The 24,186-nt window shown below is 63.3% G+C and carries 17 protein-coding genes and 1 pseudogene; 8 read left to right on the forward strand and 10 right to left on the reverse strand.

Going from position 1 to position 24,186, the window contains the following annotated elements:
- Nucleotides 1-36: 36 nt before the first annotated feature.
- The 4 genes from cpaB to PQR32_RS34945 form a co-directional block, all read right to left on the reverse strand.
- Nucleotides 37-978: a Flp pilus assembly protein CpaB gene (gene cpaB, locus PQR32_RS34930; RefSeq protein WP_408238235.1), complete on the reverse strand. Its 942-nt coding sequence runs from the start codon at nt 976-978 to the stop codon at nt 37-39.
- 100 nt (nt 979-1,078) lie between these two features.
- Nucleotides 1,079-1,576 (reverse strand): TadE/TadG family type IV pilus assembly protein, encoded by a 498-nt coding sequence (locus PQR32_RS34935; RefSeq protein WP_408238238.1) that lies wholly within the window; start codon nt 1,574-1,576, stop codon nt 1,079-1,081.
- Nucleotides 1,573-2,073, reverse strand: a complete 501-nt coding sequence (locus tag PQR32_RS34940; RefSeq protein WP_408238241.1) for an A24 family peptidase — start codon at nt 2,071-2,073, stop codon at nt 1,573-1,575. The genes PQR32_RS34935 and PQR32_RS34940 overlap by 4 nt, the downstream gene beginning before the upstream one ends.
- Nucleotides 2,074-2,212: 139 nt before the next feature.
- Nucleotides 2,213-2,392, reverse strand: a complete 180-nt coding sequence (locus PQR32_RS34945) for a Flp family type IVb pilin (RefSeq protein ID WP_408238244.1) — start codon at nt 2,390-2,392, stop codon at nt 2,213-2,215.
- Between the two features lie 657 nt (nt 2,393-3,049).
- Here PQR32_RS34945 and PQR32_RS34950 point away from each other — a divergent pair.
- The 4 genes from PQR32_RS34950 (at nt 3,050) to PQR32_RS34965 (ending at nt 8,831) form a co-directional block, all read left to right on the forward strand.
- The gene (locus PQR32_RS34950) at nt 3,050-4,516 is read left to right on the forward strand and encodes a collagen-like triple helix repeat-containing protein (RefSeq protein ID WP_408238247.1); all 1,467 of its coding nucleotides are present in this window, start codon (nt 3,050-3,052) and stop codon (nt 4,514-4,516) included.
- A 179-nt stretch (nt 4,517-4,695) separates the two neighbouring features.
- The gene (locus PQR32_RS34955) at nt 4,696-6,093 is read left to right on the forward strand and encodes a collagen-like triple helix repeat-containing protein (RefSeq protein ID WP_408238250.1); all 1,398 of its coding nucleotides are present in this window, start codon (nt 4,696-4,698) and stop codon (nt 6,091-6,093) included.
- A gap of 285 nt (nt 6,094-6,378) precedes the next feature.
- Nucleotides 6,379-8,088, forward strand: a complete 1,710-nt coding sequence (locus tag PQR32_RS34960) for a ShlB/FhaC/HecB family hemolysin secretion/activation protein (RefSeq protein WP_408238253.1) — start codon at nt 6,379-6,381, stop codon at nt 8,086-8,088.
- 257 nt (nt 8,089-8,345) lie between these two features.
- Complete coding sequence (locus tag PQR32_RS34965; RefSeq protein WP_408238256.1) at nt 8,346-8,831, forward strand: DUF2147 domain-containing protein; 486 nt, start codon at nt 8,346-8,348, stop codon at nt 8,829-8,831.
- A 94-nt stretch (nt 8,832-8,925) separates the two neighbouring features.
- On the opposite strand, the gene PQR32_RS34970 is transcribed toward PQR32_RS34965, so the two are convergent.
- The 6 genes from PQR32_RS34970 to typA form a co-directional block, all read right to left on the reverse strand.
- Complete coding sequence (locus PQR32_RS34970; protein ID WP_408238259.1) at nt 8,926-9,375, reverse strand: transposase; 450 nt, start codon at nt 9,373-9,375, stop codon at nt 8,926-8,928.
- A 160-nt stretch (nt 9,376-9,535) separates the two neighbouring features.
- Nucleotides 9,536-10,633, reverse strand: a complete 1,098-nt coding sequence (zapE, locus tag PQR32_RS34975; protein ID WP_408238262.1) for a cell division protein ZapE — start codon at nt 10,631-10,633, stop codon at nt 9,536-9,538.
- A gap of 89 nt (nt 10,634-10,722) precedes the next feature.
- Complete coding sequence (gene lpdA, locus PQR32_RS34980; RefSeq protein ID WP_408238265.1) at nt 10,723-12,153, reverse strand: dihydrolipoyl dehydrogenase; 1,431 nt, start codon at nt 12,151-12,153, stop codon at nt 10,723-10,725.
- A gap of 150 nt (nt 12,154-12,303) precedes the next feature.
- Nucleotides 12,304-13,590 (reverse strand): 2-oxoglutarate dehydrogenase complex dihydrolipoyllysine-residue succinyltransferase, encoded by a 1,287-nt coding sequence (gene odhB / locus PQR32_RS34985; RefSeq protein ID WP_132374944.1) that lies wholly within the window; start codon nt 13,588-13,590, stop codon nt 12,304-12,306.
- 152 nt (nt 13,591-13,742) lie between these two features.
- Nucleotides 13,743-16,604, reverse strand: coding sequence for a 2-oxoglutarate dehydrogenase E1 component (locus PQR32_RS34990; protein WP_408238268.1), 2,862 nt, complete (start codon nt 16,602-16,604; stop codon nt 13,743-13,745).
- Nucleotides 16,605-16,983: 379 nt separating this feature from the next.
- Nucleotides 16,984-18,810, reverse strand: coding sequence for a translational GTPase TypA (gene typA / locus PQR32_RS34995; RefSeq protein WP_408238271.1), 1,827 nt, complete (start codon nt 18,808-18,810; stop codon nt 16,984-16,986).
- A gap of 320 nt (nt 18,811-19,130) precedes the next feature.
- Here typA and PQR32_RS35000 point away from each other — a divergent pair, with 320 nt between their 5' ends.
- The 4 genes and pseudogenes from PQR32_RS35000 to PQR32_RS35015 form a co-directional block, all read left to right on the forward strand.
- Nucleotides 19,131-19,646: a MarR family winged helix-turn-helix transcriptional regulator gene (locus tag PQR32_RS35000; protein ID WP_408218615.1), complete on the forward strand. Its 516-nt coding sequence runs from the start codon at nt 19,131-19,133 to the stop codon at nt 19,644-19,646.
- A gap of 49 nt (nt 19,647-19,695) precedes the next feature.
- Entirely contained in the window at nt 19,696-21,204 is a 1,509-nt protein-coding gene (locus PQR32_RS35005; protein WP_408238275.1) for an efflux transporter outer membrane subunit, read from the forward strand.
- Between the two features lie 81 nt (nt 21,205-21,285).
- The gene (locus PQR32_RS35010; protein WP_408238278.1) at nt 21,286-22,557 is read left to right on the forward strand and encodes an EmrA/EmrK family multidrug efflux transporter periplasmic adaptor subunit; all 1,272 of its coding nucleotides are present in this window, start codon (nt 21,286-21,288) and stop codon (nt 22,555-22,557) included.
- 1 nt (nt 22,558) lies between these two features.
- A pseudogene (locus PQR32_RS35015) lies at nt 22,559-24,151 on the forward strand (DHA2 family efflux MFS transporter permease subunit); the annotation flags it as partial.
- Nucleotides 24,152-24,186 lie beyond the last annotated feature (35 nt).

The following is a 24,186-nucleotide window of genomic DNA, read 5'->3' on the forward strand; positions in this document are numbered from 1 at the left end:
CTTGGACGCGACCGGCCGTCCGCTCCCTGAAACCACTTACCAGGCGACCGTTTCGGCGCGCCCACCTCGTATCACTTCGATACCGCTCTTTGTGCTGTTCGTATTGCCCGCCACGCGCGTCGGCGGCGGCGGATGCGGCAACGGCGGCTTCGGGGCGGCAGCGCCCGCGTTGGCGCTGCCCGACAACGTGTCGAGCGCCACGCCGGCGGCGGCGCGCGTCGAATCCCGCAGCGGCTCGGCCGCGCCCGCATGAACCGCCGTCTTCAGCACGCCTGCATAAGCCGGTAACACGCTGGGATCGATTACTTCGGGATCCTTTGGATTGCGCAATGCAAAGATCAGACGCCCGGCGCTCTCGGCCAGCGTCAAACGGTCGATATCGGCGACCGGCACTGCCAGCACTGCAGTGCGGACCGTGCCGTTCGGGTCGCCCGCGCTGTCCCCGCTTGCGGTCGCATTGCCGAACGCGAGCACGCGCACTTTCGACATCAGCAAACGCGCCTGGGTCCGATCGATTTCACCGCCGTTACCGATGCTGCCGTCGCGCTTGAGCGTGAAAAACACATCGACGAAATTGCCCGGCCGCAGGCGGTTGCCGACCGCGTTGCCTTCGTCCACTCGCACGGCGAGCGCGCGTTCACCCGGTTCGACGCGCTCGGCGAGTCCCGACGACAACTGCGTTTCCAGCACCGGCGAGTCCGCGCTGATCTCCGCGTTCGGCACGCGGCCGGCCAGTTGCGCGGGGTCGCTGAACGCACCGTTCGGATTGATCGGCAGCGACTGCACGCGCAAATCGTCGACGGCGATGGCTTTGCCCACCGGCAACGCGCGGGTCGCCACCACGACAGGGAAGCTCGCGTGCGTTGCAGGCGTGACGGCCACCGGCGCGGGGCGGCGCGACAACGTCCACGCGAACAGGCCGAGCACGAGCGCGACCGCGATCAATACGCCCGCAAGAATTTTGGTCAGATTCGGCATGGAGATTGACTGCCTCGCTTGAACGATGCCGTGCCGTGCGCGCGTGCAATCACACGTTCACGGATGCGGAGGACGAGGGGGCTGGGCGCCGGCGCATGCGTCACTGAATGTTCTCCGGATTGAGTTGGACCGTGGCGCTGCTCGTGAGCGTGCCCGGCAGCACGAAGCCCAGCAACGGCAAGCTCGGCACGAGCGGATTGGCCTGGTAGTTGTAGGTCAGCAGGACGTTCACGCATTGCATCGCGCCGCTCGGCCCGCACGTCGTGGAAGACGGCGTGCATTGCATGGACTGCACGAGCGTCGCGGCCACCAGCTTCGCCGCCGCGCAGGCCGCGTTGCCGCGATTGGTCAGCGCGGTTTGCATCGACGTGTTGCTCTGCCAGTTCAAGGCGGCGCGCGCGCCCTCTTCCGCGGCCATCGTCAGATTCTGTTGCGCCACGAGGATCAGGCTGAAGGTGATGATCGCGTAGAGGATCGTGAAAAAGAGCGGGAATACCAGCGCGAATTCGACGGCCGTGGCGCCGCGTTGCGCACGCGCGCGGCGCACGTTGATGCGTTGATGTTGCGAGCGCGCGCGCTGCGCCGTGGCGGGGTTCATCGCACGCCTCCCGCCATGCCGTGCACAACGAGCCAGGCGCTTGCGGCCACAGTGAGACACGCGGCGTAGGGCGTAGAAGCTTTGCCGGCCAGTTCGAGCGTCGCGCCGGATTGACGGACCAGGCCCGCGATGCGCGTGCGGGTGGTGATCAGAAGCCACAATGCGTGCACACCGGCAGCGAGACTCGCGGCCATCCACAGTCCGGGCAACGCATGCATGCCGCACCATGCACCGAGGACGGCGAAGACTTTGACATCCGCGGCACCCATCACGCCGAGCGCGAAAAACGGCAGTAATGCAACGAGACCGACTAATGCGCCGATGCCTGCCTGAGCCGGCGAAATATCGAAAGGACCGCATTGAAAAAACGCGCAGCACAGTGCCGCCGCCAGACCAGCGACGACTACTGAATTGGAAATACGCCGCCAACGGCAATCACTAATAGCGACCACCGCTGCCCACGCGATAAACAACAAAATGCCCACGAAAACATTCATCTCGCACTCGACAGGCGAAGCTGCGCCATGCGGATTGCTATGCAATCCGCATTAGCCATTCAGCGATGCGTTATGACGCCGGCGAAGCAGACGGTCGTCAGGACGCCGCTTGCCTCGCGCAACGTTTACGGTTTGCCTTTTACGACGCCTTCGGCGCGACGATCAGATTCGCGACGTCCTGCAACACAGTCGAGATGTTCGAGCCGACGGAGGACACCGCGCCCGCAATGACGAGTACAACCAACCCTGCGATCAGACCATATTCGATGGCCGTGACGCCCTTGTTATCGCTCAGGAAGCGTTGTGTGAAATTTTTCATTTGAACCCTCGGACTTCATTTATTTCGTTCGTATACGTTCTGCATTCCCCGGCCTGGTGACTCGGTGCGCAGACCGTTGAGCTCTCATTCCCGGTCCTGTTTTGTTGCACCGCATTGCCGCGCCTTGCAGCCGCCCTTCAATCAAACGCTTGCGTATGAGCTGTCTGTTCGATAACTCACCTCCGTCGTCAATCTCTGAAGCTTTCGGGTTTTATAGCCGAACAATCGTTTTTAAGCAATTGTTCGCGGCCCTGCGACTGATATCGTGTGCATTTTAACCACTCACTCAGATTAACGTCAGTCCGTGCGTTGCAGCACATAGGACTAACCATAGGTTAGATTCGCTCCACTAATTATCTGTTTGAACAGAACGTTTCAAGCGCGCGGACCTGTTTCGCGCACCTGCGTTACGCCGTACATCGTAACGGCGCGCGCGGCTCGTTACGTTACGCAGCCCGTGCGAAAGCGCCGCACACCGCGTTACGTGCGCGCATTCTGGTTTAGCGCACGTTCCGTCAAATCCTCGCAAAGCCTTATTCCGTATGGCGCGGCGCCTCGCGTCAAAAAAATCTCCCGCATTTCTCAGTCGAAATGGCATGGCTCATGCAGAGACAGACACGCAGCAACATCCAACAACACATGCGATGCGAGGGCGGCATGAACATTCAAACGACCAACACGACAATTCGGGCAACCCTGATTGCAGCCAGCGTGGCTGCGATGCTTTCTCTTGGTGCTTGCGGAGGCTCCGGAAGCCTGAGTTCCGGCACCGGCAGCAGCGGTAGCGGCTCCGCCGGCGGCACGCTTTCCACTGCCGGCAGCGGTTCAATGGGTTCGGGCGGTTCGGGCTCGACCACGGGTAGCAACGGTTCGGGAACGTCGGGCACAGGTACCGGCACGGGAACGGGTACGGGCACCACTGCCGTCGCCAATGCGCTCGGCACGGTGGTCGGCAACACGGGTGGCGTGGTCAGCGATGCCGGCTCGACGGTCACCGGCATCGGTACCGTGATCGGTTCGCAAACCTTGCCTGGCGTCAACTCGCAAACCAGCCAGTCCGCCGGCGGCATCGTGCAGCAAGTCGGCTCGGCCGTTTCGACGCTCGGCAGCGGCGTGTCGCAAGGGCTCGGCCAGCTCGGCACCGGCGGCAACGCGGTCGGCACGACCGTGTCGAGCCTGGGTGGTGTCGTAGGTCATGTCGGCGGCGCAGTGACGGATACGGGCAACCTCGTGACGAGTCTCGGCAGCGGCCCGCTCGCTCCGCTGTCGGCGATCACCACGCCGCTCGGCGGCGTCGTCAACACGCTAGGCGGCGCAGTCACCAACGGTGGCAGCACGCTCACCACCGCCCTCTCGACGGGCCCGGTCCAGCAAGTCACGCAAACCCTCAGCACGGCGATCACGCCGATCACGTCGATGGTCGCCGCGACCACGCAGACGGTCGGCAACACCACAGGTCTCGGCGCGCCGCTCAACGGCCTGCTCTCGACGGTCGGCGGCGGACTCGGCAAAGCCGGCGCTCTGCTGAACGCGACCGGCGGCAACCCGGTCATGGCCGCGCTCGGCCATACGGTCACCGATACCGGCACGACGGTTGCGTCGGTGGGCGGCCTGTTCACGGGCGGCAGCGGCGGCAATCCGCTCGCGCCGCTCACCGGCGCACTCGGTGGCTTGACGGGCGGCGCCAGCAGCGGTCCGCTTGCGCCGCTCACCGGCGCGCTCGGTGGCTTGACGGGCGGCGCCAGCAGCGGTCCGCTTGCGCCGCTTACCGGCGCACTTGGCAGCGTGACCGGCGCAGTCGGCGGCGCATCGAGCAGCGGCAGCCCGCTGGCGCCCGTCACAGGCCTGCTCTCGAGCGTGACGAGCGGTCTCTCCAGCGTGGCCGGCGGCAGCAGCGGCCCGCTTGCACCGGTCACCGGCTTGCTGTCGAGCGTCACCGGCGCAGTCGGCGGCGTCGCCACGACGGCTACCGCCGCGCCGACCACGACGACTGCGGCCGCCTCCGCCAACTCGGGCGCCGGGCTGTCGCTGTCGACCAGCACAGGCAAAGGCACCACGAGCAATCCGCTCGCGCCGGTGACGTCGCTCGTCGGCGGCCTGCTCGGCGGGTTGGGTAAGAAGTAAGCAGCCTCCTCGGGAACATCGAAATACGTCGAGCGACACCCCGCCGGAGCGCGGTCCGCCAGCCGCGCCCCGACGCTTCCCGAAACCTGGCTGAACTGGGCCGCGCCACTCAGACACCCGTTGCAACGGCGCATTGAAACCAACGCACCCCGACATCCAGAAGACACCGCGGAGCACACATGCCCACTCAACGTTTTTTTTCTCTCCGTGCGACTCGCGCGACCGTGTCGTCGTTGCGCGCGCCATTGATCGCCGTAGCGGTCGCGGGCTTGGTCGCGGCGTGTGGCGGCAGCACCGTCAGCGCGCCGCCGACCACCTCGAGCACCGGTAGCGGCAGCGGCTCGGGTTCGACCAATACCGGCAGCGGCACCACCACGAAGACAGGCACGACCGGTGTCGCCACCGCGGCCGCACAGACTACGAACGACCTAGGCACGGCGATCGCCTCGCAGACCATTCCGGGCCTCAGCCCGCAAGTCACGCAAGGGCTTGGCAACGCGGTGTCGAGCACGAGCAGCACGCTGAACTCGCTGGCCGATGCCCTGAGCAACGGCGTCGGCCAGACCGGCACGGCGGCCAATCCGGTCGGCAGCACGGTCGCCGGACTCGGCTCGGTGGTCGGTTCGACGAGCGGTGTCGTGCAAGGGCTGAGCACCGCTGTCGGCGGCCTCGGCAGCGGCAATCTGGCGCCGCTGGCGGCGCTCACGACGCCGCTCGCCAGCACCCTCTCCACTGCCGCGGGCGCGCTGAACGCCGGTGGCGCGACGCTCGGCAATACGCTCGGCTCCGTACCCGTGCAGCAGATCACCCAACCGATCAGCACCGCCATCACGCCGATCGTGACGACGGCCGGACTCGTCACGCAAACGGTCGGCACGCAGACCGGTCTCGGTGCGCCGCTCGGCGGCGTGCTCGCGCAGGTAGGCGGCGCGTTGAGCTCCGCCGGCTCGCAAGTGGGCGCTGCGACGAAGAACCCGGTCGGCGGCGATCTCGGCACGCTGGCCGGTTCGCTCGGCAACACGGTGACCAACGCGGGCGGCCTCGTTAATCCGAACGGCCCGAATGGCGCGATGCCGATTCCCGGACTGATCACGAGCCTCGTCGGCGGCACGAGCGCCAGCGTCGCCAACGGGCCGCCCGCCAGCAGCAACCCGTTCGGCCCGCTGCAAAGTTCGCTGGCAAGTCTCGGACTCGGCAGCAATCCGGTCGGCTCGCTGTCGATGCTGCTCGGTGGCACACCGCTGGCCGGTCTGACCTCGACGCTGAGCGGCACGCCGCTGGGGTCGCTGACTTCCTCGGGTTCGAGCGGTTCGCCGTTGACCTCGCTGACTTCGGCGTTAGGCAGTTCGGGTAGCGCGTCGAATCCGTTGTCGACGCTGACGGGCGCGCTTTCCGGCGTCATGAGCGGCAGCTCGGGCTCGGGCGGCAGCGGACAGGCGCTCGCGCCGGTGACCGCGCTGGTCGGCCAGTTGGCCGGCACGCTCAGCTCGGCGGCAGGTTCGACGAGCGGTTCGGGCACGGCGACGAGCGGCTTGACGACCGTGCTCGGCGGCTTGTTGCCGGCCGGTCATAAGTAGTTAGCCTAAATGTTTTTATCGCTGTCGCATGCATCAGTCATTCGATGAGACTTGCCGTACGGCTGTTCATCGAATGGCGCATGCAACAGCGAGCTACGCAATGCGCATAAACAGTCAGACTCGTCACGTGTTCCGCACTTTTGCCGAGAGCGCTCAAGCCCCACGGAGCACGTGACGTAGTACATGCACGCATGGGAGTATGCGTCGAGCCACACATAAGCGCTCGCGACCCGCCCGGCCAGGCGGCGCGACCGCGACACAAGAACGGCATACGAGGAAAATCCGATGAAACTCGGGTATCGAAGCAAATGGACCGTCGTACTCGCGGCGCTTGCGGCGAGCACGCTGCAAATGGAAGCACACGCGCAGTCCCGCCCAGGCAGTTCGGCAGTCGGCGGCAATCCGCTGGATTCGCTGCCGCAGATCAAGGCGCCCGACAAAGGCCCGAACGTGACCGTGCAGGTCGCGCCGCAAGCCCCCCAGCTCGAAGAATTGCTCGCCCGCCACATCACGCCTTCGCGCATTCAGGTGGAGGGCGTGAAGTCCCTTCCCTTCGACGACGTCGCGCAACGTTTCACGCCGCTCGTCGGCAAGGACACAACGATCGGCGATCTGATCCAGGTCGCCAACGGTGTCACGAAGCTCTACCAGGACCACGGCTTCGCGCTCTCGTTCGCGTTCATTCCGGCGCAGACATTCGAAGGCGGCGTGGTGCGCGTGACGGTGGTGGAAGGCTACGTATCGGCCGTCAAGGTGACGGGCAAGGCCGGCGCCGTGGAAGACAAGATTCGCGCAATCGCCGCTCACATCACCGCCGACCGGCCGTTGCGGCGCGCCACGTTCGAGCGTTATATCAACGTGCTCGGCCTGCTGCCGGGCGTGAAGGTCGCGGCCAACGTGCCGCCGCCGCAGAACACCGACGGCGCGACCACGCTGGAACTGAACGTGGACCGCAAGCCGTTCGACGTCAGCACCGGGATCGACTTCAATCACCCCGGCGTGCAAGGGTTGCTAACCGCCACCGAAAACGGGCTGACCTCGTTCGGCGAACAGTTGAGCATGTCGGCCTTGCTGCCGAAGGGGCGTGACAACGTCACCTATCTCGCCGCGCACGGCGCGCTGCCGATCGGTAGCAACGGGCTGATCGCGAAGATCGATGCCTCGCACTACCGCGGCAATCCGACCGACAATCCTGGCCTGCCCTCTTACATCGAACGCACGGTCATCAACGACAAAGTGGGCGGCTCGCTGGCGTATCCGATCCTGTTGAGCAACACGCAAAGCGTGATCGGCACGGCCTCGGTCTATGCCTCGCACGACGAGGATCGCTACGACAACCACGACACCGGCGCACAGATCGGTTTGCGCTCGCAAATACGGGTCATGCAATTACAGGCCGATTACACCAGCGTACAGACCGGCCAGGTACGCCGCGCGAGCGTCAACGTGGCGAAGGCGTTCGACATCCTGGGCGCGTCGAAGTCCGGCGACTCGAATGTGCCGGGCTCGCCCGTCACCAATCCGGCGTCGATCAACTTCGTGCGCACCGGCGCCAGTTTTTCGCAAACCAACGAGTGGCCGTTGAAGATCGGCACCGCGGTTTCGCTGACCGGTCAATACAGCGGCGTGTCGCTGCCGACGTCGGAGCAGATCTCGTTCGGCGCGCAGCGTTTCGCGCAGGGCTATCAGCCGGGCGAAGCATCGGGCGATTCGGGCTGGGGCGCGATACTGGAAGTCAACCGGGCGTTCACGCCGGGCTTCACCTATCTGCGCACGCTCACACCTTACGTTTCGTTCGATATGGCGCGCGTCTATCTGCATGCGGGTACGCCCTCGCCTTCGAAGCTTTCGTCGATCGCGTTAGGCTTCCGCATCTCGGATGCGAAGTACTACAGCCTGGATCTCTCGGTCGCCAAAGCGATCGGCGACGCACCGGTGGAAAGCGCGTCGCGTAGTCCGCGCATCAACGCGACGTTCTCGTACCAGCTGAATTGATCGGTAAAAGTGCCGCGTCCTGATTAGAGGGTCCACTATCAAACGGCGCGCGCACTTTCACGTATTCTGCGCTGACGATGTGTCGCCCGCGGCGCGCAAGCCGCAATTCCCAGGTTTCGGGTGGCACACGAGGGCAGCAGAAGTCGAACCTGAGGGACCATGCCACGCATCACGGCGGCCGTCGTTTGAAGCCCGCCCGAGATGCCAATAACGCCGCGCGACCATGATCGCGCCGTCTTTAATCAAGGAGGAAGACAATGATGCAATTCACCCAACGCGCGCGCGCAGTCGCGCTTCGCACAGCCAAACATGCCGCGCTCGCCGGCGTATTGCTCGCCAGTGCCGCGACGGCCATGGCGCAGGCCGACAGCCCGGTCGGCACGTGGCAAACCATCGACGATCATACTGGCCAGCCCAAGGCGCTCGTGCAGATCGCGCAGGACGGCAGCGGCGCGCTCAACGGCAAGGTGATCAAGGGGCTCGGCGCGAACGACCAGCCGGATCGCCGCTGCACGGCCTGTACCGACGCGCGCAAGGATCAGCCGATTCTCGGCATGACGATCATCAGCGATATGAAGAAGGACGGCGACGCCTGGGATCACGGGCAGATTCTCGACCCGGAAAACGGCAAGCTCTACAAGTGCAAGATGCACCTGGAAGATGGTGGAAACAAGCTGGTGGTGCGAGGCTACATCGGCGTCTCGCTGCTGGGCCGCTCGCAGACGTGGGTTCGTCAGCAATGATGCGTGGGTAGAGCCCGGGTAGAACCATGAGAAACGGCCGACGATCAAAATCGTTCGGCCGTTTCTTTTGTTGGAAGACGCTGGGTTGATTGGGTCATGCAGCGTGTTTGAAGGGCGAATGAAACGCGAACGGCGAGGACGGCAGCGGTTGGCTTGATGTCGGGCTGTACACCGCGGGCGCGACAACCGGAGCTTTTTCGGCTTCGACGCTCTTTGGCTTCTCGTTCACGTGCGTACGCATACGCGCTTCCATCAGGCCGCAAAGCTCTTCGCTCGCGGCGCCGAACAGTTGCTCCATGACTCGGTGGAGCACGCCGGATTCGTACCACGCCTTGAAGCGGCGATGACAGGTCTGATAGGACGGGTATTTGCGCGGCATAGCGGACCAGGTGGCGCCGCTATACATCACCCACAGCACGCCATTGAGTACCGAGCGCGTATTGGCGAGCGGCCGGCCACGCAGTTCGGAGCGCGGACGCAGTTCGGGAAGCAACGGTGCGACACGTTGCCACTCTTCGTCGTTGATATCACGGTAGGGATTCATGGTTTCTCCTTTGTCAAAACGTTGACAAAAGATATCCAGTCGTCCGCGCACGGAATATAAGACCAATCCGAATCTTGAAAATACGCCGGACGACGTCGCGTCATCGGCGAACGGAGCGCGATCTATCGCAAAAGCGCCGCCGGCCGCGACATGCGACGCCTCAGGTCAGCGACGTATCGACAATCCGCCGCGGCGTATCGAGATATTCCTTCGATTGCATTTCGACGATGCGCGAGACCGTTCGCGTGAACTCGTTGGCCATCGGACCGTCCATGTACAGTTCTTCAGGCGGCACCGCGGCGGACATCAGCAGCTTCACCTTGTGATCGTAAAACACGTCGATCAGCCACGTGAAGCGGCGTGCCTCCGAGGCCATGCGGACGGACATCTGCGGCACGCCGGAGAGGATCACCGCGTGAAAGCGGCTCGCCAGTTCAAGATAGTCGTTCTGCGAGCGCGGACCGCCACACAAGGTGGCGAAGTCGAACCACACGACGCCGTCTGCGCGGCGCAGCGCCTTCAGTTCGCGCTTTTCGATCCGCAGGATCGGGCTTTCGTCGGGAACCGCGGCAAGACTCGCGAACGCGTCGCGCAACGCCTTGTCGGCGGCGGCGCCCAGCGGCGTGTGATACACCTCGACCTGAGCCAGCGTACGTTGCCGGTAGTCGACGCCTGCATCGACGTTGATCACGTCGAGCTTTTCCTTGATGAGTTCGATCGCCGGCAGCATCCGGTCGCGATGCAGGCCGTCCGGATACAACGTGTCCGGATCGTAGTTGGAGGTCATCACGAACTGCACGCCGTTTTCGAACAGCTTGTCGAGCAGGCGGTACAGGATCATCGCGTCGGCGATATCCGACACGTGGAATTCGTCGAAACAGATCAGCCGGTAGCGTTTGGCAATGCGGCGCGCGAGTTCGTCGAGCGGGTCGGCGGTGCCTTTCAGATCTTCCAGTTCGCGGTGCACTTCGCGCATGAACTCGTGGAAATGCAGACGCGTTTTGCGGTGCAACGGCACGATCATGTAGAAGCTGTCCATCAGAAAGCTCTTGCCCCGCCCTACGCCGCCCCACATGTACACGCCGCGCGGCAGATCCGGGTGGATCAGCAGTTTCTTGAACGCGTTCGAGCGGCGCGATTTGTACTCGCTCCATTCTTCATAGCACCGCTGCAGGCGGTCAACCGCCGCGCGTTGCGCCGGGTCCGATTGGTAACCCCGCGTCTGCAGTTCTTTTTCGTAGTATTCGGTGACGTTCATCGTGTTGCTGCAAATAGAAAGGCGGGAGGGAGTGAACCCGCCCGCCTTCGTGGTAATGCCGGAGTACTGTCAGTCAGGCGTGCGCGGAATTACATGTTCAGCGCGCGCTTGTCGACGGCCAGTGCCGCTTCGCGCATGACTTCCGACAGCGACGGGTGCGGATGGCAAATGCGGCCGATGTCTTCCGAGGCCGCCTTGAATTCCATCGCCACCACGGCTTCCGCGATCAGGTCCGAAGCGTTGGCCGAGATGATGTGCACGCCGAGCAGTTCGTCGGTCTTCGCGTCGGCGATCATCTTGACGAAACCATCCGCCTTGTTGATGCCGAGCGCGCGGCCGTTCGCCATGAACGGGAACTGGCCCGTCTTGATCTCGCGGCCCTCCGACTTCAGTTGCTGTTCCGTCTTGCCGACCCACGCGATTTCCGGCTCGGTGTAGATCACCCACGGAATGCAGTTGTAGTCGATATGCGGCTTTTGACCGTCGATGATTTCAGCAACCAGCACGCCTTCGTCTTCAGCCTTGTGCGCGAGCATCGGGCCGCGCACCACGTCGCCGATCGCGTACACGTTCGGCACGGCCGTCGCGCAGTGATCGTCGACGTCGATGAAGCCGCGCTCGTTGGCCTTCAGGCCGATCGCTTCGAGACCGAGGTTGTCGGTGTTCGGCACGCGGCCGATCGACACGATCAGACGGTCGGCTTCGAGCTTCTGCGCGTTGCCGTCCTTGTCCGTGTAATTGATCGTGACGCTGTTATCCGTGGTCGTCACTTCGCCGACCTTCACGCCGACGTGGATGTCCAGACCCTGCTTCTTGAACTGCTTGGCCGCTTCTTTCGCGAGCGCCTGGTCAGCCGCGCCGAGAAATTCCGGCAGCGCTTCGAGCACGGTCACTTCCGCGCCCAGACGGCGCCACACCGAACCCAGTTCCAGGCCGATCACGCCGGCGCCGATCACCGCGAGTTTCTTCGGCGTGGATTCGAAGCTCAGCGCGCCTTCGTTGTCGGCGACGATCTTGTTGTCGACCGGAATGTTCGGCAGATGGCGTGCCTTCGAACCCGTGGCGATGATCACGTTCTTCGCCGTGACCGTTTCCGTTTCGCCTTCGCCGCTCACTTCGATCTGCACGCCGGCGTCCGTCTTGCCGGTGAACTTGCCGTGGCCCTTGAGCCACGTGATCTTGTTCTTGCGGAACAGGAATTCGATGCCCTTGGTCATCTTTTCGACGATGCCTTCCTTGCGGGCCATCATCTTCGCGACATCGACCGTCACGTTTTCCACGGAGATGCCGTGGTCAGCGAGGTGATGTGAAGCGTTTTCAAACTCTTCCGACGACGCGAGCAGCGCCTTCGACGGAATGCAACCCACGTTCAGGCACGTGCCGCCGAGCTTCAGCGCGCCGGCCGGGTTCTTCCATTTTTCGATACACGCGACGGTCTTGCCGAGCTGCGCTGCGCGGATGGCGGCGATGTAACCGCCAGGGCCCGCGCCGATCACGACGACGTCAAATTCTTTGGACATGACAATCCTTTTGATAACGGAACGGCGCGCGGCCACGCTTCGTGGCGCGCGGCGTTCCTGTACTGCGGAATGCTAGAGGCGTACTGCTTGCGTGTTGCTTATATGGCGCCGGCTTGTGCAATGACAAGCCGGCGCCCGCCGAACCGGCGCTTACAGGTCGAGCAGCAGGCGCGCCGGGTCTTCCAGCGCGTCCTTCATGGCGACCAGCGACAGCACCGCTTCGCGACCGTCGATGATGCGGTGGTCGTACGACAGCGCCAGGTAGTTCATCGGGCGGATCACGATCTGGCCGTTTTCGACCACAGCGCGTTCCTTCGTGGCGTGCACGCCCAGAATCGCGGATTGCGGCGGGTTGATGATCGGGGTCGACAGCATCGAGCCGAACACACCACCGTTCGAGATCGAGAACGTACCGCCGGTCATTTCGTCGATCGACAGCTTGCCGTCCTTGGCCTTCTGGCCGAATTCGGCGATCTTCTTCTCGATTTCGGCGAGGCTCAGCTGATCTGCATTGCGCAGGATCGGCACCACCAGGCCGCGCGGCGAGCCGACAGCGATACCGATGTCGAAGTAGCCGTGATAGACGATGTCGTTACCGTCGATCGATGCGTTCACCAGCGGGAACTTCTTCAGCGCATGAACCGCCGCCTTCACGAAGAACGACATGAAGCCGAGCTTCACGCCGTGTTCCTTTTCGAACCGGTCTTTGTACTTGTTGCGCAGGTCCATCACCGGCGCCATGTTCACTTCGTTGAACGTGGTCAGGATGGCGTTGGTTTGCTGCGACTCGAGCAGACGCTCGGCGATACGCGCACGCAGACGCGACATCGGCACGCGTTGTTCCGGACGATCCTTCAGCCATTGGTCAGCCGAAGCCGGCGCCTTGACGTCCGGCAGCGACGGCTTGGCAGCCTTCGGTGCGGCGGCCGGTGCCGGAGCCGGTGCGGCCTTGGCAGCCGGAGCGCCCGCGGTCAGCACGTCACCCTTGGTGATGCGGCCGTCGCGGCCCGTGCCGGCGACGTCGCCTGCGCCCAGACCCTTCTCGGCCATCAGCTTGCCGGCAGCCGGCGAAGCAGCGGTGTTCGCACCCGTTGCGGATGCGGCTTGGGCCGCCGGAGCCGGTGCAGCGGCGGGTGCCGGTGCGGCTTCCGGAGCGGGCTTCACTTCGGCTTCGACAGCAGCGGCGCCTGCCGTGCCTTCGGTGTCGATCTTGGCGATCACCTGATCAGCCGTGACGGTGTCGCCGTCGTTCGCGATGACTTGCGCGAGCACGCCGGCCGAGGGTGCCGGCACTTCGAGCACGACTTTGTCGGTCTCGATTTCGATGAGAATTTCGTCTTGAGCAACAGCTTCGCCCGGCTTCTTCTTCCACTGCAGCATCGTGGCTTCCGAGACCGACTCGGAGAGCTGGGGAACCTTGACTTCAACAATAGCCATTATGAATATCCTGAATACGTATCGGGTGACGGCGCGCGATCTAGGGATCCGTCGACCGCCTGCGAACCTCGAATGCCGCGAGTGATCCTTTATCGGGTCACTGAAGGCGGCACGGGAAAGCGCACTGCGCTTTCCCGGTTCGGTTTTAATGTTTATTTAGCGATCGACGCGCTCTTGAGGCGGCCGAAAGCGCCTTCGACCAGCGCCTTCTGCTGCTCGTAGTGCTTCGCGTAGTAGCCGACTGCCGGCGAGGCCGAAGCCGGACGTCCGCTGTACGCCAGCTTCTGCCCTTCCTTCATGCCGTCCTTCAGGTGATGCTCGATGTAGAACCACGGGCCCTGATTCTGCGGCTCGTCCTGCACCCAGACCACTTCGGTCGCGTTGTCGTACTTCTTCATTTCCGCTTCGAACTGCTTATGTGCGAACGGATAAAGCTGTTCGATACGGATGATCGCGACGTCGTTCGACTTCGATTCACGGCGATGCGCCAGCAGGTCGTAGTAGACGCGGCCCGAGCAGGCGACCACGCGCTTGACCTTCTTCGCCTCGATGGCTTCGTCGATTTCGCCGAGGATCGGCTGGAACGCGCCCTTCGCCAGTTCCGACAGATCGGACACGGCTTCCTTATGGCGCAGCAACGACTTCGGCGTAGCGACGATCAGCGGCTTGCGGAACAGGCGGATCATCTGGCGACGCAACAGGTGGAAAATCTGCGCCGGGGTGGTCGGTTGAACGACCTGCATGTTGTGGTCTGCGCACAATTGCAGGAAACGCTCGATACGTGCCGACGAGTGCTCCGGACCCTGACCTTCATAGCCGTGCGGCAGCAGCATCGTGAGACCCGAAACACGGCCCCACTTCACTTCGCCCGACGAGATGAACTGGTCGATCACGACTTGCGCGCCGTTCACGAAGTCGCCGAACTGCGCTTCCCACGCGACGAACGTATTCGGTTCAGCGGTCGAGTAACCGTATTCGAAACCCAGCACCGCTTCTTCCGACAGCACCGAATCGATCACCGTGAACTTCGCCTGACCATCGGCGATGTTCTGCAGCGGCACGTACGTGCCGTCGTTCCAGCGTTCGCGGTTCTGATCGTGCAACACGGCGTGACGGTGCGTGAACGTGCCGCGGCCCGAGTCCTGACCGGTCAGGCGCACTGCATAACCCGACGCGACGAGCGATGCGAAGGCCAGGTGTTCGCCCATGCCCCAGTCGAGCTTCGCTTCGCCGCGGCCCATCGCGCGACGGTCGTTGAGAACGCGCTCGACCAGCGGGTGAACCTTGAAGTTTTCCGGCACCGTGGTGACGCGCTCGGCCAGACGCTTCAGTTCCGCGAGCGGCACTGCGGTGTCCGCGGCGTCGGTCCATTTGCGGTTCAGGAACGGCACCCAGTCCACCGCGTACTTGCTCTTGTAGTTCGAGAGCACCGGGTCGACCGTGTGATGGCCTTCGTCCATCGCCTTGCGGTAAGCCTTGACGAATTCGTCGCCTTCTTCCGCGGTGATCACGCCTTGTTGCACCAGCTTTTCAGCGTACAGTGCGCGCGTGCCCGGGTGCTTGGCGATCGTCTTGTACATCAGCGGCTGCGTGACAGCCGGCGTGTCCTGCTCGTTGTGGCCCAGCTTGCGGAAGCAGACGATGTCGACGACGACGTCCTTGTGGAACTGCATCCGGAAGTCGATTGCCAGCTGCGTAGCCAGCACGACCGCTTCGGGATCGTCACCGTTCACGTGCAGCACCGGCGCTTCGATCATCTTGACGACGTCCGAGCAGTACAACGTGGAGCGCGAGTCGCGCGGGTCCGACGTCGTGAAGCCGATCTGGTTGTTGATGACGATATGCAGCGTGCCGTGCGTGCCGTAACCGCGCGTTTGCGCGAGGTTCAGCGTTTCCATCACGACACCCTGGCCCGCGAAGGCCGCATCGCCGTGGATCTGAACCGGCAGCACTTGCAGGCCGCTGTCGTCGCCGCGACGGTCCATCCGGGCCTTGGCCGAGCCTTCGACCACCGGATTGACGATTTCGAGGTGCGACGGGTTGAACGCGAGCGACAGGTGAACCGGGCCGCCTTCGGTCGAGACGTCCGACGAGAAACCCTTGTGGTACTTCACGTCGCCGGCCGGCAGGTCGTCGACGTGCTTGCCTTCGAATTCGGCGAACAGGTCAGCCGGCATCTTGCCGAGCGTATTCACCAGCACGTTCAGACGGCCACGGTGAGCCATGCCGATGACGATTTCCTGAACGCCGTTGGCGCCGCCATGACGCACGACTTCGTCCATCGACGCGATGAAGCTTTCGCCGCCTTCGAGCGAGAAGCGTTTCTGGCCGACGTACTTGGTGTGCAGGAAGCGCTCGAGGCCTTCAGCGGCCGTCAGACGATTCAGGATGTGCTTTTTCTTTTCGTTCGAGAAGTTCGGCGTCGAACGGATCGATTCGAGCTTCTCTTTCCACCAGCGCTTCTGTTCCGGATCGCTGATGTACATGTACTCGGCGCCGATCGTGCCGCAGTACGTGTCGCGCAGTGCCTTGACGATCTCACGCAGCGACGCGCGCTCGAATCCGAAATACAGATTCGTGGCGCTGAACTCCTGGTCCATGTCGGCTTCGGTGAAGTCGTAGAACGCGGGTTCGAGTTCGGGAATAGCGGGACGTTCGCGGCGCTTCAGGGGATCGAGATTGGCCCATTGCGAGCCGAGGAAGCGATATGCGCCGATGAGGGACTGCACATAAACCTGCTTGCGAGCGGTAGCGAGATCTTCGCCGCCGGCTGCCGTGCGCGGGATGAAGGCATTAGCCTTGGCCCGTTGTGCAAACGATTCGACGATCGGGCCATGGGCCACGTCGTTGGCATTGCTGCCATCCGATGCAGGGACGTTCTGCAACGCGTCGAAATAGCTGCGCCAGTTCTCGGGCACTGACGCCGGATTATCGAGATACGCTTCGTACATTTCTTCTACGTACGGAGCATTGCCGCCGAACAGATAAGAGTTCGACTGGAATTGCTTCATCATTTTTACGCTCACCTTTCTTCGAGTTTCTCGAGAAATAGCGGGTTACAGAACCTTCCGCGACACGGCCTGACCGTTTAGCGGATTGCGCGAATCAAGTCTTGCTTGGAAGGACCTAAAACTTTGCACCCGGGGAGCATATCACAGAACGGATAGTGCAGATAGCAGACGGATTGCCGCTGAAGCCCGTCGCGACGGGCTTTCGGGCCACTTTCGGGAGCCGCAACAGTCTTCTGCGGAAATCGGGGACGAACGGTCAAAGCGCCGCCAGGCGCGGCTTATCAGACGCGACTAAAAGCCAGAAACGACAAAAGCCACCTGAAGGTGGCTTTTGCCTGACTGCTAGCGTGCGTCGTACCGGCCGCAGCCGATGCCCGTTTGCTTAGTCCACTGCGCCCTTGCGGCTTGCGCTGCGACGCTCGTGTTCCTTCAGGTAACGCTTGCGCAGACGGATCGACTGCGGCGTGACTTCGACCAGCTCGTCGTCGTCGATAAATTCGACCGCGTATTCCAGCGACATCTGGATCGGCGGCACGAGGCGCACGGCTTCGTCCGTACCCGACGAACGCACGTTGGTCAGCTGCTTGCCCTTGATCGGGTTCACGACCAGGTCGTTGTCACGGCTGTGAATGCCGATGATCATGCCTTCGTACAGCGGCTCGCCCGGCGACACGAACATACGGCCGCGATCCTGCAGCTTCCACAGTGCGTACGCGACTGCCGCGCCGTCGTCCTGCGAGATCAGCACGCCGTTGCGACGCTCGCCGACCGCGCCTTCGCGCACCGGCTGATACGAGTCGAACGTGTGGCTCATCAGGCCCGTGCCGCGCGTAAGCGTCAGAAATTCCGACTGGAAGCCGATCAGGCCACGCGCCGAAATACGGTACTCGAGACGCGTACGGCCACGGCCGTCCGACGCCATGTCGAGCATTTCTCCCTTACGGCGGCCCAGCTCTTCCATCACGCCGCCCTGGTGGCCGTCTTCCATGTCGACGGTCAGGTTTTCGTACGGCTCGTGCTTCACGCCGTCGACTTCCGTCATCACCACGCGCGGACGCGACACGGCCAGCTCGTAGCCTTCGCGGCGCATGTTTTCCACCAGAATGGTCAGGTGCAGTTCACCGCGGCCCGCCACTTCGAACGTGGTTTCGTCGCCGGTTTCCTTCACGCGCAACGCGACGTTGTGGTTCAGTTCCTTCATCAGGCGGTCACGGATCTGACGGCTCGTAACGAACTTGCCTTCGCGGCCGGCCAGCGGCGACGAATTGACGAGGAAGTTCATGGTCAGCGTCGGTTCGTCGACGGTGATCATGGGCAGCGCTTCCGGTTGTTCCGGCGCGCAGATGGTCACGCCGATGCCGATTTCTTCGATACCGTTGATCAGCACGATGTCGCCCGCTTCAGCCGAGTCGACCTGCACGCGCTCCAGGCCCTTGAACGACAGCACCTGGTTGATCTTGCGGTTCAGGATCGCGCCGTCAGGACCCGAACGCACGGCGACCGACATGCCCGGCTTGATCGTGCCGCGCGTGATGCGGCCCACGCCGATACGACCGACATACGACGAGTAGTCCAGCGACGTGATCTGCAGTTGCAGCGGAGCCGACGGATCAGCCGGGCGGACCGGCACGTGTTCCAGCACGGCTTCGAACAGCGGGCGCATATCGCCTTCGCGCACGTCCGGGGTCAAGCCTGCGTAGCCATTCAGACCCGATGCGTACACGATCGGGAAGTCGAGCTGTTCGTCGGTTGCGCCCAGCTTGTCGAACAGGTCGAACGTCTGGTTGATCACCCAGTCGATACGCGCGCCCGGACGGTCCACCTTGTTGATCACGACGATCGGCTTCAGGCCGAGCGCCAGCGCCTTCTTGGTCACGAAGCGCGTTTGCGGCATCGGGCCTTCGACGGCATCGACCAGCAGCAGCACCGAGTCGACCATCGACAGCACGCGCTCCACTTCGCCGCCGAAGTCGGCGTGGCCCGGCGTGTCGACGATATTGATGTGCGTGCCTTCGTACTCGACCGCGCAGTTCTTCGACAGAATCGTGATGCCACGTTCTTTTTCGATGTCGTTCGAGTCCATCACGCGTTCGACAACCGCCTGGTTGTCACGGAACGTGGCGGTCTGGCGGAGGAGCTGGTCGACGAGCGTGGTCTTGCCGTGGTCGACGTGAGCAATGATGGCGATGTTGCGTAGGGCGCGAGTCATAGGAACCTGGAGACAGTTGAGTGCGCCAGCAGCAGCATTGTGTGTACGAAGCCAACAAAGCCCAAAGCGCACTTTTGGGAACCCAATATTGTAGCACGCACAAATGAAGCTTTCTGGTAATCCCTGATAGAGCCGCCGTAGTCCGCCCAGCGGCACGTCAGAAATGAAACGTAAGCCGGCGGGCGAAACCCTACGCAAAATCACGCGGATTGTGACTTGAGCGGGGAAAGTTCCTTGCCTAAGCTGTAATAACACTTGCCGCGTCAATCAACGGACCCCTATAATCCTGCCTAGTCAACCATTGCATTCGCACGAGAATCATGACGGAGCCGTCCTCTACACCCCCGCCGGAGATCAGCGAATATCAGCTAGGCGAAAGCGTCGGCTATCTGATCTCGCGAGTGAAATCGACCCTGTCGAACCTGGTCACCCAGCGCAGCATGGCCGAGTTGGGCATCACGAGCCAGCAGGGCAGCATCCTGTTCATGGTGGCGAGCGGCAAATGCCTGCTGGCGGCGGAACTGGCCCGTGAATACGGCATCGACGCGAGCGCCGTCACGCGTCTGATCGACCGGCTGGAGAAACGCGGCTTGCTGACGCGGGTGCGTAGCAATGAAGACCGGCGGGTCGTGCGCCTCGCGCTGACGCCGGAAGGCCACGCAATCGCCGCCAAAATGCCGGCCATTTTCACGGGCGTGCTGGACAGTCTGCTGGGCGGCTTCACCCCGGAAGAAGTGGGTTTTCTGAAGAGCATGCTGCGTCGCGTGCTCGTCAATTCCGGCGAACAAACGGGACTAACCCGTGATGCGGCAAGCAATTTTGACAGCAAATCGTAAGAAATTGCTTGCAGTGTCCATCATTACATTCCACTCAAAGAGTCGAGCGATGAAATCCCTTTCCCTGTCCGCGCCCGCGCTTTCGAGCCGGGCCGCTGTCGCCGCCGCGGTGACGGCGCTCGCCCTCACGGGGTGCGCGAACTACTTCGGTATGAAAAGCGACAAGCAAATCTCGTCGCCCGCTCAGTACGAGTCCACGCAGAGCCTCGCCGGTCAGGGCGGCCAGTGGCCGTCGCTCGACTGGGCCAACCAGTTCGGCGACCCGCAACTGCCCAAGCTGATCGCCGAAGCGCTGGAAGGCAGTCCGTCGATCGCGCAGGCGCAGGCGCGGCTCGCCAAGGCCTCGTCGTATATCGAGAGTTCGCGCTCGGCGCTGTACCCGAAGGTGAACGGCAGCTATTCGTGGACCCGCGAAATATTCTCGTCAAACTCGATCTACCCGCCGCCCTTCGGCGGCACCTGGTACAGCGAGAACAACGTGCTTGCGAGCGCGTCCTGGGATCTGGACCTATGGGGCAAGAATCGCCAGCGTCTGGGTCAGGCCGTGTCGCAGGAAAAAGCCGCTGAGGCCGACATGCAGCAGGCGCGCGTCACGCTCGCGGCATCGGTGGCCAGCACGTATAACCAGCTCGCCCAGTTGTACGCGTTCCGCGACATCGCCGCGCGTGAAATCGCCAATCGGCAGGATATCGGCCGCATCACCAACGGCCGCGTGACCGCCGGCCTCGACACCAATGTCGAGCGGCAAACCGCGAACGGCAACATCGCGACCAGCCAGTCCAATTTGACCGACCTCGACGGCCAGATCACCGTCGTGCGCTACCAGTTGGGCGCACTGCTCGGCAAGGGTCCGGATCGCGGCCTGCAAATCGCGCAACCGACGCTGACCAAGGGCGACATCGTGGCGCTGCCGAACAATCTGCCGGCCGACCTCGTCGCGCGCCGCGCGGATATCGTCGCCGCGCGCTGGCAAGTCGAAGCCGCGATGCACGACGTGAAGGAAGCCAAAGCCGAATTTTTCCCGGACGTGAACCTCGCGGCCGGCTTCGGTTTCGACGCGTTCGGCTGGGGTCGCTTCCTCACCGCGGGCAGTCGTCAGATCCAGTTCGGCCCGGCCATTCACCTGCCGATCTTCGACGCCGGCGCTCTGCGCTCGCAACTGAAGGGCCGTTACGCCGACTTCGACCTGGACGTGGCGAACTACAACCAGACGCTGATCGGCGCCCTCTCGGACGTCGCGACGCAAGTGTCGTCGATCCGCTCGATCGACCAGCAGCAAGGCGACGCACAACGCGCGCTCGACGCATCGACCAAGGCGTACCAGCTGGCTGTGATCCGCTACAAGGCCGGTTTGTCGCCGCAGTTGCAGGTGCTGACCGCCGACCAGAACCGCCTCGCCGCCGAACAGACGGTGACCAGCCTGAAGATGCGCCGCCGCGACATGCAGATCGGCCTCATCAAGGCGCTCGGCGGCGGGTTCGACGCGACGCAGACCGGCCTCGTGGTGCCGACCGATGCTCCGGCATCGGCCACCGCCGCGACCGCGGCGGCAAACTGAGCGCGCGAACCACGGCCAGATCGAACACGCGCACGAACATCCGAATAAACGACGACGTTTGAAAGAACCCGGAGCACATCAATGAGCACCACCCAACAGCCCGCGGCGACTACACAGCCGACTCAGCCGGCCCCGCAGCCGACGCAACCGGCGCAACCACCGGCGAACAACAGCAAACGCAAGCTTATGATGACGCTGCTCGTCATCGTGATCCTGATCGCCGCGATCGCTTACGGCTTTTACTACTTCCTCGTCGCGCGCTTCCATGAAGACACCGACGACGCGTACGTGAACGGCAACGTCGTGCAGATCACGCCGCAAGTCACCGGCACGGTCGTCGCCGTGAACGCGGACGACACGCAAACGGTGAAGGCCGGCGACCCGCTCGTCGTGCTCGATCCGGCCGACGCCCGCGTCGCGCTCGAACAGGCCGAAGCGAATCTCGCGCAGACGGTGCGCCAGGTGCGCGGCCTGTTCGCCGACGACAACCAATATCAGGCTCAAGTGGCCCAGCGCCAGTCCGACCTGTCGCGCGCCCAGGACGACCTGAAGCGCCGTATGACGGTCGCGCAAACCGGCGCCGTGTCGCAGGAAGAAATCTCGCACGCCCGCGACGCCGTTAAGAGTGCGCAAGCCGCCGTCGACGCCGCCCAGCAGCAGTTGAACTCGAACCGCGCACTGACCGCCAACACCACGATCGCGAATCACCCGAACGTGCAGGCCGCCGCCGCGAAGGTCCGCGACGCGTACCTGAACAACGCGCGTAACAACCTGCCGGCGCCGGTCACCGGCTACGTGGCGAAGCGCTCGGTGCAGGTGGGCCAGCGCGTCTCGCCGGGCACGCCGTTGATGGCGATCGTGCCGCTCGGCGGCGTGTGGGTCGACGCGAACTTCAAGGAAGTGCAGCTCAAGCACATGCGCATCGGCCAGCCGGTCGAACTGACGGCCGACGTGTACGGTTCGTCGGTGGTGTACCACGGCAAGGTGGTCGGCTTCTCGGCGGGCACGGGTTCGGCGTTCTCGCTGCTGCCCGCGCAGAACGCGACCGGTAACTGGATCAAGGTGGTGCAGCGTCTGCCGGTGCGGGTCGCGCTCGATCCGAAGGAACTGGAACAGCATCCGCTGCGTATCGGCCTGTCCATGCAAGCCGACGTCAGCATCAAGGACGACAACGGCGGCCAACTCGGTCAGGCGCCGAACACGGTCTATCAGACCAACGTGTTCGAGAAGTACGGCGACCAGGCTGACGCGGAAATCGCTCGCATCATTTCGGAAAATGCCGGCCCGAACGGCGGCTCGCAAAAGTCGTCCCAGGCCGGCGGCACGAAGCCTGTCGCAGCGAAGCTGATGTAAGCCACGCGACGATTCAGACAAGGCTTCTTTAATGGCTCAGGCTCAGGCGCAAGTCCCTCATCCGCCGCTCGAGGGCGCGCAACTGGTGATCGGCACCATCGCGGTGTCGCTCGCCGTTTTCATGAATGTGCTCGATACGTCGATCGCCAACGTATCGATTCCGTCGATTTCGGGCGACCTTGGCGTGTCGTCGGATCAAGGCACGTGGGTGATCACCTCGTTCGCGGTCGCCAACGCGATCTCCGTGCCGCTCACCGGCTGGCTGACCGATCGCATCGGCCAGGTGCGGCTGTTCATGGCATCGATCATCCTGTTCGTGATCTCGTCATGGATGTGCGGCCTTGCGCCGACGCTGCCGTTCCTGCTCGCTTCGCGCGTGTTGCAAGGCGCGGTGGCCGGTCCGATGATTCCGCTGTCGCAAACGCTGCTGCTCGCGAGCTATCCACGCGCCAAGGCGCCGATGGCGTTATCCATGTGGGCGATGACCACGCTGATTGCGCCGGTGGCCGGCCCGATTCTCGGCGGCTGGATCTCGGACAACATCTCGTGGCCGTGGATTTTCTACGTCAACATTCCGGTCGGCGCGATTGCGGCCGTGGCGACGTGGATGATCTTCCGCAATCGCGATTCCGTCATCAGAAAAGCACCGATCGACGGCGTCGGTCTCGGCCTGCTGATCGTCTGGGTCGGCTCATTGCAGGTCATGCTCGACAAGGGCAAGGATCTCGACTGGTTTTCGTCGACGACCGTCGTCGTGCTGGCGCTGGTCGCGGTGATCGCGCTCGCGTTCTTTATCGTGTGGGAATTGACGGCCGAGCATCCGGTGGTCGACCTGTCGCTCTTTAGCCGGCGTAATTTCACAGGCGGTACGGTCGCGCTGTCGATCGGTTACGGACTCTACTTCGGCAATCTGGTGTTGCTACCGCTTTGGCTGCAAACCGACATCGGCTACACCGCAACCGAAGCCGGTCTCGTGATGGCGCCGGTCGGCCTGTTCGCCGTGCTGCTATCGCCGATCACGGGCAAGGTTTTGCCGCGTACCGATCCGCGCTATATTGCGACCCTGTCGTTTCTCGTGTTCGCGCTGTGCTTCTGGATGCGCTCGCGTTATACGACCGGCGTCGATACGTACTCGCTGCTGGTGCCCACCTTGATTCAAGGAATCGGCATGGCGGGGTTCTTTATCCCGCTGGTGTCGATCACCTTGTCGGGGCTGCCGGGCAACCGGATTCCGGCGGCGTCGGGCTTGTCGAATTTCGTGCGGATCATGTGCGGCGGCATTGGCACGTCGATCTTCCAGACCGCGTGGGATCACCGCACGATCATGCATCACGCGCAACTGGCCGAACAGGCTAACACGTACAACCCGGTGTTCGACCAGTCGATCCGGCAGATGGGCGCGGCAGGCTTCAGTCAACCGCAGGCGTATGGCCTGTTCAACACGATGGCGACCCAGCAGGCCGCGCAACTGGGCGTGAATGATCTGTTCTTCGTGTCCGCCGGCATCTTTGTCGCGCTGATCGCACTGATCTGGATCACGAAGCCAGAACGCACCGGTGGTGATGCGGGTGCGGCGGCTGCGGCGGCGCACTGAGTTTTCGGCGCCAGGTCGAATCCGGCAGACGATAT

The organism is Paraburkholderia dipogonis, from assembly GCF_046027395.1.
Lineage (GTDB): Bacteria > Pseudomonadota > Gammaproteobacteria > Burkholderiales > Burkholderiaceae > Paraburkholderia > Paraburkholderia dipogonis_A.

Coding starts and splice junctions, on each gene's coding strand:
- PQR32_RS35000 (WP_408218615.1), top strand. CDS start 19,131: ATGACGGAGCCGTCCTCTACACCCCCGCCGGAGATCAGCGAATATCAG.
- cpaB (WP_408238235.1), bottom strand. CDS start 978: ATGCCGAATCTGACCAAAATTCTTGCGGGCGTATTGATCGCGGTCGCG.
- typA (WP_408238271.1), bottom strand. CDS start 18,810: ATGACTCGCGCCCTACGCAACATCGCCATCATTGCTCACGTCGACCAC.
- PQR32_RS34945 (WP_408238244.1), bottom strand. CDS start 2,392: ATGAAAAATTTCACACAACGCTTCCTGAGCGATAACAAGGGCGTCACG.
- PQR32_RS34940 (WP_408238241.1), bottom strand. CDS start 2,073: ATGAATGTTTTCGTGGGCATTTTGTTGTTTATCGCGTGGGCAGCGGTG.
- PQR32_RS35010 (WP_408238278.1), top strand. CDS start 21,286: ATGAGCACCACCCAACAGCCCGCGGCGACTACACAGCCGACTCAGCCG.
- PQR32_RS35005 (WP_408238275.1), top strand. CDS start 19,696: ATGAAATCCCTTTCCCTGTCCGCGCCCGCGCTTTCGAGCCGGGCCGCT.
- PQR32_RS34935 (WP_408238238.1), bottom strand. CDS start 1,576: ATGAACCCCGCCACGGCGCAGCGCGCGCGCTCGCAACATCAACGCATC.
- PQR32_RS34950 (WP_408238247.1), top strand. CDS start 3,050: ATGAACATTCAAACGACCAACACGACAATTCGGGCAACCCTGATTGCA.
- PQR32_RS34955 (WP_408238250.1), top strand. CDS start 4,696: ATGCCCACTCAACGTTTTTTTTCTCTCCGTGCGACTCGCGCGACCGTG.
- PQR32_RS34990 (WP_408238268.1), bottom strand. CDS start 16,604: ATGATGAAGCAATTCCAGTCGAACTCTTATCTGTTCGGCGGCAATGCT.
- PQR32_RS34960 (WP_408238253.1), top strand. CDS start 6,379: ATGAAACTCGGGTATCGAAGCAAATGGACCGTCGTACTCGCGGCGCTT.
- zapE (WP_408238262.1), bottom strand. CDS start 10,633: ATGAACGTCACCGAATACTACGAAAAAGAACTGCAGACGCGGGGTTAC.
- PQR32_RS34970 (WP_408238259.1), bottom strand. CDS start 9,375: ATGAATCCCTACCGTGATATCAACGACGAAGAGTGGCAACGTGTCGCA.
- lpdA (WP_408238265.1), bottom strand. CDS start 12,153: ATGTCCAAAGAATTTGACGTCGTCGTGATCGGCGCGGGCCCTGGCGGT.
- PQR32_RS34965 (WP_408238256.1), top strand. CDS start 8,346: ATGATGCAATTCACCCAACGCGCGCGCGCAGTCGCGCTTCGCACAGCC.
- odhB (WP_132374944.1), bottom strand. CDS start 13,590: ATGGCTATTGTTGAAGTCAAGGTTCCCCAGCTCTCCGAGTCGGTCTCG.